10 protein-coding genes and 3 pseudogenes are annotated in these 19,257 nt (G+C 46.4%); 3 read left to right on the forward strand and 10 right to left on the reverse strand.

What is annotated here, in order from left to right; all coding sequences use genetic code 11:
• The 3 genes and pseudogenes from W234_RS0106470 to W234_RS0106480 all read right to left on the reverse strand — a co-directional run.
• The coding region (locus tag W234_RS0106470; protein ID WP_025645828.1) for a Calx-beta domain-containing protein at positions 1–4,745 on the reverse strand (4,745 nt) is incomplete at its 3' end.
• A gap of 78 nt (positions 4,746–4,823) precedes the next feature.
• Entirely contained in the window at positions 4,824–5,798 is a 975-nt protein-coding gene (locus tag W234_RS0106475; RefSeq protein WP_037059204.1) for an OmpA family protein, read from the reverse strand.
• 169 nt (positions 5,799–5,967) lie between these two features.
• A pseudogene (locus tag W234_RS0106480) lies at positions 5,968–7,200 on the reverse strand (IS3 family transposase).
• 61 nt (positions 7,201–7,261) lie between these two features.
• Between W234_RS0106480 and W234_RS0106490 the strand changes: the two are divergent.
• Positions 7,262–8,293: pseudogene (locus W234_RS0106490) on the forward strand (ArsO family NAD(P)H-dependent flavin-containing monooxygenase); the annotation flags it as partial.
• Positions 8,294–8,305: 12 nt separating this feature from the next.
• Here the strand turns inward: W234_RS0106490 and W234_RS0106495 are convergent.
• Both W234_RS0106495 and W234_RS0106500 read right to left on the reverse strand, forming a co-directional pair.
• Positions 8,306–8,638: a YnfA family protein gene (locus W234_RS0106495; RefSeq protein ID WP_025645837.1), complete on the reverse strand. Its 333-nt coding sequence runs from the start codon at positions 8,636–8,638 to the stop codon at positions 8,306–8,308.
• A gap of 243 nt (positions 8,639–8,881) precedes the next feature.
• Positions 8,882–10,003 carry a Fic family protein gene (locus tag W234_RS0106500; RefSeq protein ID WP_025645838.1) on the reverse strand — a complete coding sequence of 374 codons (1,122 nt, stop codon included), beginning with the start codon at positions 10,001–10,003 and terminating at the stop codon, positions 8,882–8,884.
• 351 nt (positions 10,004–10,354) lie between these two features.
• Here W234_RS0106500 and W234_RS0106505 point away from each other — a divergent pair, with 351 nt between their 5' ends.
• The gene (locus tag W234_RS0106505; protein WP_084212634.1) at positions 10,355–10,951 is read left to right on the forward strand and encodes an IclR family transcriptional regulator; all 597 of its coding nucleotides are present in this window, start codon (positions 10,355–10,357) and stop codon (positions 10,949–10,951) included.
• 44 nt (positions 10,952–10,995) lie between these two features.
• Here W234_RS0106505 and dld read toward each other — a convergent pair whose 3' ends face one another.
• Positions 10,996–12,738: a D-lactate dehydrogenase gene (dld, locus tag W234_RS0106510; protein WP_025645843.1), complete on the reverse strand. Its 1,743-nt coding sequence runs from the start codon at positions 12,736–12,738 to the stop codon at positions 10,996–10,998.
• A gap of 26 nt (positions 12,739–12,764) precedes the next feature.
• The gene (locus W234_RS0106515) at positions 12,765–14,468 is read right to left on the reverse strand and encodes an L-lactate permease (RefSeq protein WP_025645845.1); all 1,704 of its coding nucleotides are present in this window, start codon (positions 14,466–14,468) and stop codon (positions 12,765–12,767) included.
• Positions 14,469–14,691: 223 nt separating this feature from the next.
• On the opposite strand from W234_RS0106515, the gene W234_RS0106520 reads away from it, so the two are divergent.
• Positions 14,692–15,597 (forward strand): LysR family transcriptional regulator, encoded by a 906-nt coding sequence (locus tag W234_RS0106520; RefSeq protein WP_051397443.1) that lies wholly within the window; start codon positions 14,692–14,694, stop codon positions 15,595–15,597.
• Positions 15,598–15,774: 177 nt separating this feature from the next.
• Here W234_RS0106520 and W234_RS14170 read toward each other — a convergent pair whose 3' ends face one another.
• From W234_RS14170 to W234_RS0106535, 3 genes and pseudogenes are all read right to left on the reverse strand, one after another.
• Positions 15,775–16,410, reverse strand: a complete 636-nt coding sequence (locus W234_RS14170; RefSeq protein WP_025645848.1) for a hypothetical protein — start codon at positions 16,408–16,410, stop codon at positions 15,775–15,777.
• Positions 16,386–16,964, reverse strand: a pseudogene (locus W234_RS14175) (sigma 54-interacting transcriptional regulator). The gene W234_RS14170 and the pseudogene W234_RS14175 overlap by 25 nt, the downstream one beginning before the upstream one ends.
• Positions 16,901–19,243, reverse strand: a complete 2,343-nt coding sequence (locus W234_RS0106535) for a hemagglutinin repeat-containing protein (protein ID WP_156923967.1) — start codon at positions 19,241–19,243, stop codon at positions 16,901–16,903. The pseudogene W234_RS14175 and the gene W234_RS0106535 overlap by 64 nt, the downstream one beginning before the upstream one ends.
• Positions 19,244–19,257: the final 14 nt, after the last annotated feature.

The raw sequence follows: 19,257 nt of genomic DNA on the forward strand, positions 1-19,257 counted from the left end.
GGAACGTCACCGGTAAAGTCGCCATCTGGCGTGAAGGTGTAGCTGCCATCAGGGCTCACTGTTAGAGAGCCTACCGGATTGTCATCAGCGTCAACGATATCAACTGGTGTGCCAACAGTAATCTCATCAGGGGTGCCATCACCATCAATGTCTACTTGAACATTATTAACGTTCAACGTGATGTCAGCATCTGTCTCAGACGCGTTGCCTAATAGATTGCCGTCAACTGGCTGACCTTGATCGGTAACTTCCGTCTCATCACCATCATTAAAGTCGCCTAGCTGATCACCTTGTTGGTCTCGGTCTTCATCATAAATGGTACCCGTGTCAGATGCTTGACCAATCTCAACAATGCCATTACCTGCAGAGACAGGGTTACTGATCTCAAGCACCATGTCTTCTGATTTCTCATAGATAGCATCGTCTGCAACAATCACTGTAATTACAGGTGCTTTGTCTTGACCGGCTGGAATAGTAACCGTATCACCATTCTTCAGGAAGTAAGCAATATCAACAGGATCCGTTAAGGTCACTGGTGTGCCATCAGCTTTAGTATAGCTAATAGCATAAATGTCTTGCGGCTCGATATTACTATCTGTTTGATTTAGTTTTACAAGTACTGTGGTGTCTGAGTCACTCTTTGTTTGCTGTGATACAGTGAAGATCAAGGTGTTGTCTACACCCTCAATCGCTGTCTCTTTCGTTGCGTTGATATCAACAACAGACTTATCTCCATCAATAATGGTCATGTCTGCTGTGTCAGAGTTAGCATCAACCTCAATGGCTTCAAAGCCGCCACCTTGCGGATTTGAGATAGTGATATTCACAATCTCATCACCCTCTGACAGCTGATCTTGAATCGTTACTAAATCAAGAGGCGCTGAGCTTGAACCTGCTGGGATTGTCACTGTCGCGCTGCCAGTGAAGTCATCACCGTTTGCAGCAACGCCACTATAAGTCACTTCTACAGTGATATCGGTAATCGCGTTAATCACATCGCCATTAGCGTCGCGCAATTCAACTAGGAAGCTACCAGTGTCACCTTCGTTAACAGTGTCAACATTGTCTACGATAGAAACAGTCACACCCTCTACCGGATTCATAGGATCTGTGCCATCTTCGTCGTTGATGGTGCCTGTGCCAGTCTTACCGTCAACAGTTACTGTGGTGGTCTCACCATCATCAGCAATGTTGTCATCAATGGTTGGATAGCTAACCGTAAATTCAGTAACGCCCGCTGGTACGGTGATAGTGCCGGCAGCTTGGTCATAAACAATGTCTGGGTTGCTAAAGACGGGCGCATTGGTGTAGTCAGCGCCTTCAGTCGCTGTACCTTCAGTAATGCTAAAGACATACGTCTCAGCTTTATCACTTGGTGTTGAGATGGTGATGGTATGAACTAAGTCTCCACCTTCAACGGCCACCGCATCACCCACAGTAATCTCAGCTGTGTCTATATCAACAATGGTCATGTCTGCAGTGTCAGCGTTGGCATCAACCTCAATGGCTTCAAAGCCGCCACCTTGCGGATTTGAGATAGTGATATTTACAATCTCATCGCCTTCAACTAGGTTATCTGCAAGGGTCTGCAAGTCAAGATTAAAGCTACTTGAACCTGCTGGGATTGTCACTGTCGCGCTGCCAGTGAAGTCATCACCGTTTGCAGCAACACCACTATAAGTCACTTCTACAGTGACATCGGTAATCGCGTTAATCAGATCACCATTAGCGTCACGCAATTCAACTAGGAAGCTGCCAGTATCGCCTTCATTAACCGTATCAATCGTATCTACGATAGATACCGTGACGCTATCTAGTGGATTTAGAGGGTCTGTGCCATCTTCATCATTAATAGTACCTGACTGAGCATTATCACCAATGCTTGCACCATTATCATTACGGGCATCACTAATATTTAAGGTTAGTGTCTCTTGTCCTTCATAAACACTGTCGTCTGCAATTTCAAAGACAACTGGCACCTCTTTACTGCCCGCTGTTATCACAACGGCTGCACCATTGGTTAAGAAGCTTTCAATAGCAGATGGGTCTGTTAGGGTCACCTCACCTGTTGCATCTGTATAAGTGATGCTTGCAATATCACTTGCCGTGATACCGGCGCTGCCAACCTTGTCTAGTTGTACTTTAACCGTGGTGTCTTTATCGCTCTTGAACGCTTGAGTAACTGCAAATTCAAGCGTGTCACTGTTGTCTGTGGTCTCAATCGCCTCAGCTTTCGTAACTCCCAGATTAACAACCACTGCAACTGCGTTAACTGTGATCTCAAGCTTAGAGCTATCTAGCACATCACCGCTATCTGCATCAACCACGTCATAGCCAATCACAGGAACGTCACCGGTAAAGTCAGCATCTGGGGTAAAGGTGTAGTCACCATTAGCATTAACGGTAATGCTGCCAATCGGGTCGCCATTGACATCGGTGATGGCGGTTGGGGTGCCATCTGTTGGGATGGTGTCTAGTACGCTATCGCCATCGGTATCCACTTGCACGTTCGAGACACTCAGGCTGATGCTCGGATCGGTCTCTGAGGTGTTATCCAGTAAGTTGCCACTCACAGGCTGACCTTGATCGGTGCTCTGCGCTTCATCACCATCATTAAAGTCGCCTAAGCGATCTTCACTACCAGCTACTCGGTCTTCATCAACAATGCTGCCAGTGGCAACAGTGCTGTCGATATCGGCATTATCAGCACTGTCGATAACAAAGCTCAGCTGCTCGCTGTCCTCATAGATGGCATCATCTTTGACGATAACCGTAATTTTAGGCGCAGCTGTACTACCTGCAGGTACTTTGACTTGCAAGGTGGTGGTGCCATCTAGTAACGCTTCGATGGCGGCGCTGTCGGTAATGGTCACAGGACTGCCTGTGGCATCAATGTAGCCAATAGAAGCAATGTCCGCCGCTTCAACCTCGCTGCTGCCCGTCGCCACTTTGACAGTGACTGTAGTGGCAAGGTTGCTTAGGTTGTCCTGTGCAACGGTGTATTCTAAGGTGTTGTCCTCGCCTTCTATGGCAGTATCTTTGCTCGCAGCAATGCTAACGGTCGGACGGTCGCCTTCTTGTGGGGTGCCTGGATCATTTGGATCATCAGATTCGTCAAGGATGGTACCGGTCGCACTGTCCGTGCCAATAGTGGCGTTCTGTGCATTGCTGATATCCAGTACTAAGTCTTCTGATTGTTCATAAACATCATCATCCGCCACCGTAATGATGATGACTGGGGCTTTGGTTTGACCCGCTGCAATTTTGACGCTTGCGCCATTGGTGAGGAAGTCTTGGATCTGAGCCTGGGTCGATAAGGTGATCTCAGTACCGTTCTCATCTGTGTAGACGATGCTTGAGATATCAGCGGCATCAATGTCGCTATCGCCGCTATTTAGCTTAACGTCAACGGTGCTGTCAAAGTTACTAACGTTGTTCTGAGAGACGGTGAACGCTAAGGTGTCATTACCAGCCTCGCCTTCAACGGCTTCAGGTTTGGTGGCGGTAATAGATACTACTGGCGTGTCATCACCCATACTTGGATCGGCAGGATCAACAGGTGTTTCACCATCGGTGGTGCCATCATCATAGATGGTGGTGTTGACGCTGTCATCAGGGCCAATCGTTGCCGTACCTGAAGTGATATCAGTAACGGTAACGGTAAAGTCCTCGGGTTCTTCAAATAGGTTGTCATCTACAATCGGTACGCTGATGTCAACCGTAGTTTGACCTGCTGGAATGGTGACTTTCTGGGTGACAGGTGCGGTATAGTCAGCGGAACCTTCGGTGCTGCCATCACTAATGGTGACTTCAATCACCGTATCTTCCGTACTTGGGTTGCTAATACTTACGGTATAAGTCGCTTCATTGGCACTGCCATCAACAGCGGTTTCATTCAAGCTGGTCGTGCCTGTGATGCTTACTACGCCTGGATAGTCAACGGTAATGGTCGCTTGATTGGACTTTAATCCAGCATTGTCAGAAACAACATATTCAATAGGTGTGGGATCATTGCTAAAACCTGGCTCTGGTGTAAAAGTGACTTTGCCAGTCGTAGGATCAACTATCCACTCACCTTCGCCAGGCACAGTGATGCTAGTGACTTCATCACCTGTGGTAGGATCGATCAGCTTGACACTGGTAGGGTCTAAGTCTTTTTCAGGATCAATATCATTTGCCATTACGTCGATAGTGACAGGCTGACCTGTTTCACCTTTTACGACATCGTCTTCAGCAACAGGCGCCTGATTAACAGGAGGAGTGACACCACCACTATCGTTTGAGCTGCTACTACTAGCAGCGACTATACCAACCAATCCAACGCCAGCAGCCGCTGGTATCCACCAAGGTACAACTGCAACATACTCTGTACCGCCGAGCGCCTGACCTTCGACATCACCGACTTCCAGTTGAGTCACATAATCATAGGTCTCACCAGTATCTGGAATATAATAATAGTATTCTCCATCTTCAGCGATACCAAGTAGCGCACTGTCTGGGTTATCGTAAAAACCTTGTATAATAAGGTCGCTTTCTTGACCTTCTTCTTCAAATGAAACATGTAAGTCATTTTTCAGACGTTTAGTGATGATATGGTTAGGCGCTCGACCGATAGCAGTATCATGAAACTCATAATTCACCTTATCCATAGCTTTAATAATGGTAGGCTTACCGTCCTTGGTCACGACTTGTACTTGATCTATGGTTTGAGTCGCATCATTTGTCTTCACAATAATCGTATTCATTTTTATCTCTTATATTCTTCAATCAAAATTTTAAAACTTTACAGTCTTATGTATTAGGATGTCTAAATCGCTAAAAACTCATGGCTTAGCTAGGTTTTCTTCGACCACAGCAACCACTCGGCGATTGAGCTGCCTACCTTCTACTGTGTCGTTGCTTGCTCTTGGCTGCGACTCGCCATAACCAATGGCAGTTAAACGATCTTCTGCGACTCCAAACTGCGAGATCAATACTTCTTTTACCGCATTAACACGACGTTGGGATAAAGTTTGGTTATAGCTATCTTTGCCTCGGCTATCAGTATGCCCCTCGATGGTTACTACCGTATTAGGGTACTGGGTCATAAATTCAGCCAACTCAGCTACTTTGGCATAATACTCTGGCCGTACGACCGCCTTATCCGTCTCAAATAATACCTCAAGATCAATCGTCACTTTTTCAGTTAGCACTGGTGTTTCTTTTTCTACTGTTAAAGGTGGTATCACAGTGGGCATAGCAGCGACAGGTGCTGGGCAATTCGTTACGACACGACTAATTTGATGAGACTGATAGGACTTATTTGCTAATAGCGGTGATGCACTGTCAGGCGTTATCTGCGTCAGTGTGCTCTCGCCTGTTCCGTCCATTTCGACATAAAAAAAGTACGTTTGACCACCTTGTAACTGATAATCTTGCTTATCTGCCAATAAGTTATTATTTTTAAAACCAGTCGCCTGAGCACTCAACTGATTACTTCCAGTACAAGAGTCCACCACCGTGTAGTTGTTCGCATGCAAACTGACTTGAAACCTGTTGTTGATGGAGATATTGGTACTTGTTTGCTCAGAATGATTATCGTTCTTCCGTATAAATACTAATCGAGTCTTATCAGACGCCACTTCTTGCTTGAGCACCTCTTTGAAGTCAATACTTTTTTTATTGTTCCACATAACGCCATCAACATGCTGGGTATAGCCTTCACTATCAGCACCACCAATGACAGCACAAGAAGGCATGCCAAGCAATGTTATTGGTAAAATAATAGCAACTATATTCTTTCTAAGTATCTTGTTCATAGTATTAACCAGACTTCCATTTTTTTGATAGGTAATATTTTTAAATTAACAAGCAGATGGATTTATATGTTGTTTTTCAATGACCCTGACAGCTATAGTTCTATTTGCATATATACAGTACATTGACCCCTGCCGTCAATCCCGTAGACTTAAACTTGGGAGATTTTAATTACGCAGCCTGACGATAATAATCAGACCACACTTGTCTTGGTGATTTGTAGCCCAAGCCCTTTTGAATCCTAGTCTGGTTGTAGTACAGCTCAATATATCCAATGATATCTCTGATGGCTACAAACCTTGTTTTATAGTCTTGGTGATATACCAGCTCATTCTTTAATGTGCCCCAGAAGCTTTCTATCGGAGCATTGTCGTAACAATTCCCTTTGCCGCTCATCGAGCCTGTAAAATGGTGCTGTTTAATGATCTTATGATACGCGTGGCTACAGTATTGACTACCTCTATCAGAGTGAACGATTAGCCCTTTGCTGGGTCGTTTATTTTTAATTGCCATATTGAGTGCACGGCATACTAAGTCAGCAGTCATGCGTTTGTTGATGGCATAACCAACAAGCTCTTTGGTGTATAAATCTTTCACTCCAGCCAAATACAACCAGCCCTCAGCAGTCCAGATATAGGTGATGTCACTGACCCAAGACTCATTAGGACGCTTAGCATCAAACTGCTGATCCAACACGTTTGGATAGACAAGCTTATTATGGTTTGAGTCAGTGGTGACCTTAAAGCGCTTATGACGACGACATTTAATGCCGTGTTCCTCTTTGATGCTTCTAACCATGTAAGGACTGATATCATGTCCTTGTCTATTTAGATGCGCATGCAGGCGCTCAACACCATAGCGCCCTTTAGTTTCACTGTGAGCGGCTTTAACTAATAGTTCGCACTGATTGCGGTGTACCTGCTGTTCGCTGATATCACGACTCAGCCAATCGTAGTAGCTTGACGGCTTAATCTTCAATACATGGCACATAGTAGTGATGCTAAATATCTGCTGATTGTCTTTGATAAAGGCGTACCTGACTAACTGTCACTGCGGGCATAGTCCTTCGCCTTGCGTCACTAAAACAGTCTCCCAGACTGTTTCTTAACGTCCCTCATTCGCGAAGTACGCCGTCGCCTTTTTTAATATCTCTCGTTCCTCTTCGGCTATTTTAAGCTGTCGTTTGAGGCGTTTGTTCTCTTCAATCACGGCTATGAGCTGTGGATCGTACTGCTCTGTTCCTACAAGCTTGCCTTGGTTGGCTTTGTTCTGCCAATTAGATAAGGTCTGCATGGCAATGCCAAGCTGCTTTGCAGTGGCTGAGATATTGCCGTTGTTGTCTGCTATCTTCTTGACGGCCTCGGCTTTAAATTCGTCACTGTAGGTTCTGATTTTCTTGGTCATGATAAACTCCTGTTATTGTGCTTAGTTTACCAAGTTTATCTCTACGGTTTATTCAGCATAGCTCAGCGGTGGTCAAGCTGGTTTAGCCGTTGGCTATTATCTGAGACGTGCGAAACTTGACTTCATCATTCTTGACAATCAAGACCAAAGTGGTGGCGCGTGGCAGCATACTTGGCCATCGTTACGCCTATTTTCTCCTGCTCTTATGAGCTCCTTGCCAGTTCGCTTTATGCCAAAAGCAAAAGATGGCGAGTATCCCCGTCGAGATGAGGTCATCCATTACCTTGCTGACTACGAACAACATTATAAGTTACCAATCTACCGACCTTATCAAGTCCAAAGCGTACAGCGTGATGATAAAAACAATTGCTTACGGGTGACTGATGGAAGTTTTACATGGTTGGCAAAAACCGTCGTGAGCGCAACGGGAACGTGGAGCAATCCTATAATTCCTTCTACCAAAGGTCAGCAAGCGTATCTTGGGGAGCAACGCCACTCCGCGCATTATGAAGGCCCAGACGCCTACAGAAATAAGCGCGTCTTGGTAGTAGGTGGTGGTAATTCAGGTGCACAAATCTATGCGGAGCTGGCTCAAGTGGCTAACGCCAGCTGGGTAACACGTGAGCCCCCATTATTTTTAACCGATGATGTCGATGGACGTGTCCTGTTTGAAAGAGCAACAGCACGTATTACTGGCAGCAATAATGGTGATCCTGAGGGCGGTATCGGTGATATCGTCATGGTGCCTCCCGTCAAGGCGGCACGTGACAAAGGTATCTTACATTCAGTACCTATGTTCAGCCAATTTACTCAACAAGGCGTCATTTGGGCTGATGGTAGTGAAGAAACGATAGATGCCGTTATTTGGTGTACTGGGTTTGAACCAAATCTTGACCATCTAGCACCTTTAAATGTCCTTGAAGCTGATGGAAAAGTGCAAGTTAAAGATGGGCAAGCGGTCAAGGAGCCTCGGTTATGGTTGTTTGGTTATGGTGACTGGGCAAGCCCAGGTTCTGCCACTCTGATTGGTGCTGGACGCAGTGCTAGAGAGAATGTTCCCACTCTATTGGAGTTTTTAGTACGTGATGGTTAAAACAACCGTATCCTATGTATTGCGCGGTGCAAACATAATAATAGCCATACCTAGAAGTGCCACTGCTGTACCTAATATGTCCCATGTCGTTGGTCGAATACCATCAACAGTCCATAACCATAGAATTGCCATTGTTACATACACCCCACCGTAGGCGGCATAAACTCTGCCAACGGCGGTTGGATGTAAAGTCAGCAACCATACAAAAGCGACCAAACTAAGCGCACTAGGGACAAGTAGCCATATTGACTTACCTTCTCTCAGCCATAAGTATGGCAAATAGCAACCTACAATCTCTGCTAATGCAGTAATGGCAAAAAGCCCAACTGTTTTTAATTCAGACAAAAAACTTACCTCTTTAGTCATTCATAATTTAGCGCTAAAGTTTATCATCACACCGTAAAAAACATCCTCAAAAAACACACTGTTATGTATACCCTAGCAGAACCAGCTATTTCATACTTCAAATCTATTAATAGACTGATGTAAAGAAACCACTCATATTAGGTCACTGAATGGGTTGTCTTTATTACGGCTTATTTGAATACTTTCTTGCTGTCATAGCGGAATTAAAAAATACTATTTTTATCATAAAATCAACTCATAACTCGTACTGCGTCCCGATGCCCCAGATTTTTGCATCATATCCTTCTCTATTAAATCATTAATATCTCTTAGTGCCGTGTCTATAGAACACTTAGTCATGGTCGCCCATTTTTTAGTGGTGAGTTTGCCATAAAAATCAGTCAGCAAAATATTTAACATCTTCACCTGCCTATCATTTAAAGCATGCTGTCGATGCGTCTGCCAAAAGCCTGCCTTATTGATAATTTTATCTGTAGTTTCTTGAGCTACAATGAGGGATTGCTCTAGCGTTTGTAAAAACCACATCAACCAATCCGTGATATCTTTATCACCTTTTTGCGTACGCTCTAGTATTTTGTAGTAGTCATTACGCTGTTTAAGGATTTGCGCTGACATACTATAAAAGCGTTGGGCACTGTTATCGCTTTTTGCCAGCATTCGTTCTGTGAGTGCTCGTGTTAGTCGTCCATTTCCATCATCGAATGGATGCAAAGTCACAAACCATAAATGAGCAATACCTGCTTTTATGACCAAATCTATATCTTCTTGCTTATTTGGCGAAGTGTTAAACCACAATAAAAATTTGTCTAGCTCATCTGGCAACCTATCCGCACTCGGAGCAACAAAATGAACCCGCTCGCGACCATACCTACCAGACACTACTTGCATAGGCCCTTTACTATCATCACGGATACTGCCTGCTTGAATACGATAAAGCCCACTATATCCATCTGGAAATAATGCTCGATGCCATCCGAGTAAGTCACCTAATAATAGTGGCTTTTGATAGTGATAGGTGGCACTTAGCATCATCTCTACCACTGCATCGATCTCACGAGTAGTGGTTGGCATACTTGCATTATCCAGCCCTAAGTGCCGCGCAACTGAAGAACGAACCTGCTCATCATTTAGCGTCTCACCTTCTATCTCAGAAGTTTTGATAATCTCTAAGGTCACCGCATCTAATTGTGCCTCAACATTCAGATCGAACCCTAGTGTTAGTAGCTTTCCTAATAAATGGCCTTGTAATATCCGCACACGACTGACGAGTGGCAATAGCTTCTTGTCCGACCATTGCCATTCAGTCCAATTTGAGTGCTCATGAATATAAGTAGTATGCTTCATACGTTCCCCAGAGATATGCAGAGATTAGAACAGTAATCTCCTTATATTATGCAGAGAATAAGCAGTAGAAACAATACGTAGAAATTCAAAAACGACAATAGCAGCGTAATAAGAATAGACTCTCAACGAACAAACATAGTTTTTTTGTTCTGAGAAGGGCTTGAGTAGAGGTAAAAACACTATAAAAATACAGTGCCCAAATACGATTTAAATTTTATTGCATTATAATTTACATTGTGTTATTCAATTGAATAATATTTACAGGCTAACAATATCAACGTGTGTAAGATATTGTCAGGATATGCACTTTGGTCGACCTACCTTGACATGGTATAGGTTACGCTCGGGTTTTTGCGTACTAATGAATACGGACAGTATCAATTGGGCAGTAATGCGGTGCGCTTGAGTGCCACGGCATGGAGTCGCCATGACATGGTGGCGTACGCTGAGCCATTACTGAGACAGTTTGCTAGCGAAAATGAGGTATCGGTGAATCTAGCAACCGAGGTGGAAGGAGAGATGCGCTATCATGCTTGCTGCCGTAGCCCCGCGCGCCTATCGGTCAACCTGCAAGTCGGCTCAGCGGTACCCGTGGCACGCACGGCGATTGGGCGAGCGTTTTATGCAGCAAGCTCACGGGCAAGGCAGGCGGTCATTATTAGCAATTTAAAAGAAAGTTTGTCTAATGAAGCGTTTACTCATGCAAAAAGCGCCCTAACCTGCGCGGCAGAGCACTATGAGCAATACGGCTATACCGTCTCTGATGGAGAGTTTTCTACTGATATATTGGCAGTCGCGGTGGGCGTCTATGATATCGCCACGGGGCAATACGTCTATTCGCTCAATGCTAGTGTGCCAAGCGCCAACTGGGCAGTGGATGACTATACTGCGATGATTGTACCCAAGTTGCAGGCATTGGCGGAGCGGATTGGCGGTGGTGATGCGTAAGAGCAGGCGACTGTCACTTCAAGCCTCATCACCATTATAAATGGCTATAAACAGCACGCGCAGTTGCGTTTGGTTTTTGGCATTTGACCGATACCAGGGTTAAAAGTATTGGTAGGATCTAGGCGCTCATAAAACTGCTGCAAATCAGGTTCGGCTTCATATAAGTGGCCGACATTATGCTCAGCAGGGTATTTGGCACCGCGCTTGTTTAATAGCTCAAGCATCATCTTTTTGACCTGCTTGGCATCACTGCCCTTTTTTAAAATATAATCTTGATGAAACACATAACAAAAAAAGTGACCGTAATACAGCTTTTTTTCTAAGTGCTGAGTGATGCTCTCAGGCAAATTTTCCAGCCAATCAAGCGTATTACGCGGGATAGCAATATCGAGCGCCAGTATCTCTCCGGCGGTCTCTTCATGCATGACTTCATAACGTATGGCGGCCCCTGCGGCAGCAAAGCGATGTAAAAAGGCGCTGTCTGACTCAGCTTGCGTGCAGGTAAAATAACTGCCCGTTTCTGAATCTGCAAAAAAAGACTCTAAAAAAGACTGTGCCTCATAGATGCCCTCATCACTCATTTTGATAATCAGGTGATGCTCATACTGGTTGCGGTACTCAAGCATGCGCTTGGGCAAATGCTGCGGCAATACTTGGGCGATCATTTGCATAACTTTATCGGTCAAATGATTGGGCACCCATGACCATTTACTCAGTTTGGCATCAATACTGCCTTTGATAGAAAACAGCTTGGGCAAAGCATTGGTACCCAGATGCTTGATGCTCAAAAAGGTGTCTTTGCCGTACTTGGCAGACACATCAAATATATCGCGGTGCATATATTCGCCCACTTCAGGGACATTTTTAAAGCTCGATAGTATTTGTCGTCTCAGTAGTGCCAGCTCATACACACTATTGCTACCGACATAAAAGGTTTGCTCTTTGGTTGCGGTGGGATACGTATCCAGGCGAACGGCAAAAACGGCCAACTTGCCTGCACAGCCACTGGCTTCATACAGCCTGCGCTTATCCGCATTAAAGCGGCTCGGCGTGTCGGCATTGACATCCTGTATTCGGGCGACATACTCTTTGTCTGAGGCCAGTTTGTTGCTTTGAGATAACTGTGACTTGTCAAAATAGCCGTTTTGTAAATTGGTGAGGATTTCTTCGGGCGTATCGCCCAAATCGACCTCTAAATGATTCACCAATACCAGCTGACCGTGCTCGTTGATTTGCGCAAACAGCGACAGCTCCGTGTAAGCAGGGCCTCGTTTGACCAGCGCGCCGCCTGAATTATTGGAGACACCGCCGACGATTGACGCGCCCAAAGTCGATGAGCCAATCACCGAGTGCGGCGCTCGATTGACCGCTTTTAACTCGTTCTGCAATTGATGCAAAGTCGTACCCGGTAGGCTGATAATTTGCTCATTATCATTGATCAAATACAGCTTATTTATCGCCAGTGTATTGATCACCACCACGGGTCTGTCGTAGTCATCACCGCTGGGCGTTGAGCCTTCTGTCAGACCTGTTTTGGCCGCCTGCATGATGATGATACAGTTGCCCTCAACACACACTTCCAGACATTGCCAAATTTCAAGCAGCGTTTGCGGAAACAACACTGCCAGCGCGCTACCGCCGCCTGAGCGCCAGCCCATGCGGTAGTGCTCATTTTTTGCTGGATCTGCCTGTATATTGGCGGCGCCCAGTATTTTGGTCAATTTAACCAACACCTGATCTGATGGTAGCTGGCTTGTATAGGAGGCGGTCGATCGATAACGGTTCATTACTTGCTCTTTTTTTTACTGTGCATTCATAAGGTTAGCGGTCCTTGAACGCCAAAGAGATAAATGGCTGCCATAACGATGATGCCACTGAACAACACATAATAGATGGTTGGTAAGATGGTGCGTCTCAGCGTCGCGCCCTCCATCCCAAGCAGCCCAACGGTTGCTGATGCGGCCACCACATTGTGAATGGCAATCATGTTACCCGCCGCGGCGCCAACCGCTTGTGCTGCGATGATGAGTGAGGGCGAGATGTGCAAGCTCATAGCCGCTTCATACTGGAACTGACTAAACATCATGTTTGATACGGTATTCGAGCCTGCGATAAACGCACCTAGGGCACCGATGGTTGAGCTGATCAGCGGAAAGGCGCTGCCAAACGTGCCTGCAAACAACTCAGCACTGGCAACTGGCATACTCGCGACATCGGATAGATTGACCCCAGAGTTGATAAAAATCCGAACCATAGGGATGGTAAAAATAAGCACAAACCCAGCGCTTAAGACGGTTTTGCTTGATTCGCTCAAAGCATCACCCAGCGCACGCGTTGGATTTTTAGTTTGCACAAAAGCTGCGATTAAGGCGCTGATTAACAACAGGCCGCCGGGCAAGTATAAAGGACTAAAACCTGCACTGATATCGGCCTCGCCCAAAATCGTATTAAAGTCTAGCGTGGCGCTGCTGAGCAAGTCCTTAAAGTCAGCAAACATTCTCGAACACACCAGTAGCAGCGCCACTAGCAAGTAAGGAAACCATGCCATCAGCGTAGACATGGTCTTGCCTGCTGGGGTGGCCACATCTTCTTTGCTGACCACCAGTTTACCCATCCAATCGCTTGGCCAGCTGCTTTTGGCTTCAAAGTCCCACGTGGTCTTTGGTACCAAAAATCCTTTTTTAGCCGCCTGAATGACAATCGCCACACTGACCAGTCCACCAATCAACGATGGAAATTCAGGACCCAAGAAAATACCCGTTAAAGTGTAAGGTACAGTGAAGGCCAACCCTGCAAAGATGGCAAAGGGCCAAATGGCTAAGCCTTCTTTCCAGCTTTTATTTTTACCAAAAAAGCGGGTGAGCATCATCACCATCAGCAGCGGCATAAACGTCCCAATCACACCATGAATGATCGCCACTTGGGTGGTAATCAGTTGTAAAAATTCTTCCCATTGCATGCCTTCTTGCGCCAGCAGCGCACTGATGGCCACGGTATCTAGACCCTTATTCACCCCAATGACAATCGGCGTACCGACCGCCCCGAACGATACGGGCGTGCTTTGGATCATCATCCCCATAAGCACCGCACCCAATGCAGGAAACCCTATCGCGACCAGCAGCGGTGCCGCAATTGCAGCCGGTGTGCCAAAGCCCGATGCACCTTCCAAAAACGTACCAAAACACCATGCAATGATGATGGCTTGCACTCGGCGGTCAGGCGATACGTTGATAAAACCTGCGCGAATCACTGCAATAGCGCCCGTGTGTTTTAGAGTATTTAATAAGAACAGGGCACCAAATACGATCCACAATACTGATATCGTAATCACGGTCCCTTGAAGAATAGAGGACGACACGCGGTTAAACGTCATGTCCCAAATAAAAAGTGCGAGCGCGGCAGTCACCGCCAAAATGATCGGCATGGTTTTTTTAGCCGACCATTGTAGACCAATAAGAAATACGCCACTGAGTATGATTGGCAATAGGGCAAGTAGCCCATAGACAGTCTGATTCAAAATTCCCTCTCCCTGTTATCGTCTGTGCATCCTTAAACGCCGCCCTTAAACACAGTCCTTACATACAGCCACTTAATCGCTCAGATTAACAGCCTCATTGTGCTTAGGGTAGAATTCACACACTCTACGCTTTACAAGTGCAAAGATAAACAGCATGATCAGACAAGGTTATTTTCCTTTTTTGCTATAATACGAAATATATTACCCTGATTAGAGAATCGGTATGATTAAAGCTGATGACATGGTTTTGTTTGTTTTGGTGGTCGATGAAGGCTCTTTTTCCAAAGTTGCTGACAAACTGGCGCTGACCAATTCTGTAGTGAGCAAACGTATCGCGCGCCTAGAAGCCAACTTAAATGCACAACTGCTCTACCGAACCACCCGAAAACTCAGCTTGACCGATGCCGGCCGAACGCTGTATCACAAAGCCAAATTGGCTCAGCTTGCCTTTCAAGAAGCGGAAAATGCTGTCGTCGGCTATGGCGAAAACATGAAAGGCCATATCCGCGTCACCGCCCCTGTGGTCTCTTCTGACTTACTACTCAGCACGGCTATCGCTGAATTTTGTAAAAAATATCCTGAGATAACCGTAGAGCTATACATCACCAACCGTTTGATTGATTTGGTCGAAGATGGCTTTGATTTGGCCATCCGAACGGCGGAGCTTGAAGACTCCTCCTTGATTGTCAAACGCCTGATAGACAGTCAATGGGTGATTTGCGCCACCCAAAATTACCTCAACAAATATGGTACGCCGCAAACCCCCGCCCAACTGCAAAATCATGATTGCCTCATCTATAAATTTGATAACACCAGTAGCGACTTATGGCCGTTATATGAGGATGGTGCTGAGCTGCTGCTGCCCGTCAGTGGCCGCTTCCATAGTAATCATTTAAGCGCGATCAAACATGCTGCGCTGAGTGATTTGGGCATTGCTTTTTTGCCGCAAGCACTAGTGTATAAAGCCTTTCAGCGCCAGACTTTAACCCAAATTTTGCAAGATTTTACCCGCAAGCGTATGGGGATGTTTGCGGTGTATCCCAAATCAAAACAGCCCGATCAAAAGCTCAAATTATTGGTTGCTTATTTGCAAGACGCGCTAAAAAACAAAGAAGCCTACTACTGCTAAAGCACTAGTTTTATAAGCGGCCTCACACCCAACTGTTTTATCAGACATAAAAAAGCCACCTGTTTGGGTGGCTGATTTAATATTTTTCTGTGACATTCTAGATAGCGATACGACCAAATACGTCATCGTTTTTTGAAATGAAATTAGCAGCGTTTTTCATGTACTTTTATAGGCTTATTATCTATATTGACCTACTGACTGATTAAAGCCATTATCCAATCCATCAAACTTCAGCTCATCAAACCTTAGCCCAAACTTTAGCAGATACTTACGCAGTCGGTCGCTGTCGTTATTGCTTTTCAGTTTATTTCTGGAGTTTGCATACAGATAGCGCCCTGCCGCCGCTTGGCTGCTGTGCTGATAGCAGACCTCAATCACATACGCCAGCTGCACCGCGTCAAAGGGGTCGAGCGCGTCTTTGTCGTCGCTTGATAGATGACGACTCAGCACCGTATCCGCGTGCGCTTGCTGCTCGGTTAGGCTGGGCGCGTACGCCCTATCCGTTTGATACTGCGCGCTATTGGGCAATGCCCACAAATGCTTAAGGCGGGTGATTTCTGCCTTAACATCGGGCATACGAATCATTTTGCCTTCGTACAATGTCGTTAAGCGCGTCATGCTGGCGCTTAAATCACGAAAGTTGCCCTGCCATGTCGCCGCGTGACTCATGGCAAAGGCTTCAAAGTACGCCCGCGCCGCTGGCTCAAAACGGTACTGGTACTGCTGCTCACTGCCCAGACGCGCCAGCTCGTAATCAATATTGGCAGGCAAGTCCTCGATACGGTCTTTTAACGATGGTAAAAAAACGTCCACGTGTTCAGGCGCGCAAACAAGTCGGCACGGAATTCGCCATCCGCGACCGCTTGGCGCAAGTCCTTGTTCGTCCCCGCCATCAGCTAAAACGACACGTCAATCGAGGTGTCACTCCCAAGCGGATAAAAGCGCTGCGCCTCAAGGGCGGTGAGGAGCATCGCTTGCTCATCGAGTCCCAGCTCACCGATTTCATCCAAAAACAGCAAACCGCCATCCGCCGATTTAAGCAACCCCTCTCGGCTGGACGCGGCACCCGTAAACGCGCCTTTGACATGACCGAACAGCACGCTCATGGCAGTATTACCGCGCAAGGTGGCGCAGTTGACTTCCACAAATGCCCCCAGTGCGTATTTGCTTTGTGCGGCATTGTTGGCTTTGGCTTTTTTGAGCGCATAGATTTGCTGTGCCAGCTGCGACTTGCCTACCCCTGTCGCGCCCAATAGCAAAATCGGGGCGGTCGAGCGCGTGGCGACCTTTTCTACATCGGCAATCAGCTGCTCATAAGCGGCATTTTGGGTGACCAAATTGGCTTGTAGAGTTGTTCGACAACCCAATATTCACCTTTTTCAGGATGCAGCTGTCTATTATTCGCATCGATACTAGTCGCAGTCACTGTACTCGATGTATCTAATCCAGCAGCAGCACCTGTACCTAATAGCGTCAAACTGATGACACCACTTGCCGTGCCATTAGCAATATCTGCATTCATGCCTTTATCAGTTAGCGCTTTAGCTAGCTTAGCTTGCACATCATTTAGTGTAGGCGCAGCCGCAGCAACGCCACCCGCTGTCAACGTACCTTCCACACTGCCTGTGCCTAACGCGCCTAAAGTGGTATGAGCGGCAACTCGGTAAATACCACCTTTATCCCATTTGGCAATCGCTGTAAGCTTTTCATCTATACTCAAATCAGGATTGGCTTTTATAGCATTAATACGGTGTTGTGCAAACTCAGCCACTGCCTTTGGCGCTTCTTTCCCAAACTCCTGCGTAATCTGCGTCTGCGCACCTAACTCCTCATTCACTCGACCAGCATCAAAGCTATTCTCAAGAATGCCTGCATACTCGGCACGGTTGTCCGTGGTGATGTCTTGACTGCCTGCAATACCTGTAATACCAGCACGCGTGACACTGCTATCACTGTCACTATCGCTGCCATAACCTAAGCCGTTCATACTGGCTTGGGGTTTATTATTGGTTTGACCGATGCTCACACCCACTTGGAGGGCATCACCATCATAGCTAGTTGTGTTATTAATGTCTTGCGTCTTGATACCGTCTGCACTGGTGTAACGGTTACGTCCAGCATCACGAGCGGCTTCGGTGGTGGTGATTGCACCGCCTATAAGCGTGGTTTTACCGCCAGCGGCAATATCAAAGCCACCATCACCAGTAAAGATGCCTGACTGCTCACCGACTGCTTGATAGTCAGAATTAAGGTTTGTCTTGCCACCATTAACGGAAAGACTAGAGCCTGCGCCACCACCTGCGATGTCGATATCAGCACTGAAGCCCATGTTCTTTTGTTTGCTGTCGTAGGTGGCCGTATCTTGTAATGACTCTATGTTGACGTCACCACAAATGGCGCCTTGGGCGCGATTGGTGTTAATCACGCCGCCTTTGATGTTGACGTCGTTGCCGATATCGAAGGTGCTCGTTCCACCGACGTTGATTTGGCTGTTGGCATAGGTAGTGCTATCGCTGTTGGCATAGCCTTTGCCACGACTGGCACTGGCAGTGATACCTGCACTAGTGTTTTGACCAAAGCTGGCATAACCACCAATAGCCGTACTTGAGCTTTTATTATTACTACGCGTGTTACTGTTTTGCGCGACACCATTGACGTTAAAGTCATTGTCCGCTTGGAATAAGGCATCATTGCTGACGGTTAGACTACTGCCATTGATGTTGATATTGCTGTCTGACCCTGCCCCTGTAGCGATCAAGGCAAGATTGTTAGTATCAATACTTGAACCTTGACTCTTCTCCGTATAGCTGCTGCTGTTCGATTGGCTCTTTTGACTACCGATGGTGGCTTGGATGCGGGTATTGCCCACTCCATTTTGAATACTACCAAGTGTTTCCTGTGCTTGCTCTGCAAGTGCTTGTGCTTTTAAAAGGCCACTGATCGCTGCTATACCTTTCATACGTGTACTGCCTGTGTTACCAGCAGCCTCTTCTAAATCTCTAATAGCGTTGACATTATCCACTAAACTATTAGAAACAGAAACAGTCAGACCCGTCTGCTTAAACTTTTGCTCGCTTTGAGTGGTAGTGACATTCATACTATTATCAATATTAATGTCTTGCGCGCGAATAACGGTGTTACCACGATCAGCAGCGTTAATATCTGCACCAGTGTCTGCACCCATTCCGGCAACGATGTTGCTGCCTGTCTGTTGGTAAGTAACACCAGCATTGATGATGACGTTACCGTCAATCGCACCGATGTTGCTAGCAGTATGCGTCAGTGCCGTTTGAGCACTACTATCATCAGTTTGCTGCTGGCCGATAGTGAAGCCCATGCCGCCACTTGTGCCGAACAGTCCTGATTTTTTGGTTTGACTAAACGAGCTTTCACTAGACGTATTCTCAGCCGCTAGAATGTTGACATCACGACCTGCTGAGAGCTGGGTGCCGCGATCACTGATAGCGTTGACGGCTGTAAAGTTGATATCTTGTCCTGCTTGGACGATGACTTTGTCACCTTCGATATTGCTGCTGATGGCACTATCGCTTTGCATGTCATAGCGATCTTGGGTGGTGGTTTTACTTAAGAAACCCTTATCAGTGGTTTTCACCGCAGTGAACTGAACCCCATAAGTTGAACACAACTTATGGGGTTCAG

Source organism: Psychrobacter sp. TB15, assembly GCF_000511655.1.
Taxonomy (GTDB): Bacteria; Pseudomonadota; Gammaproteobacteria; order Pseudomonadales; family Moraxellaceae; genus Psychrobacter; species Psychrobacter submarinus.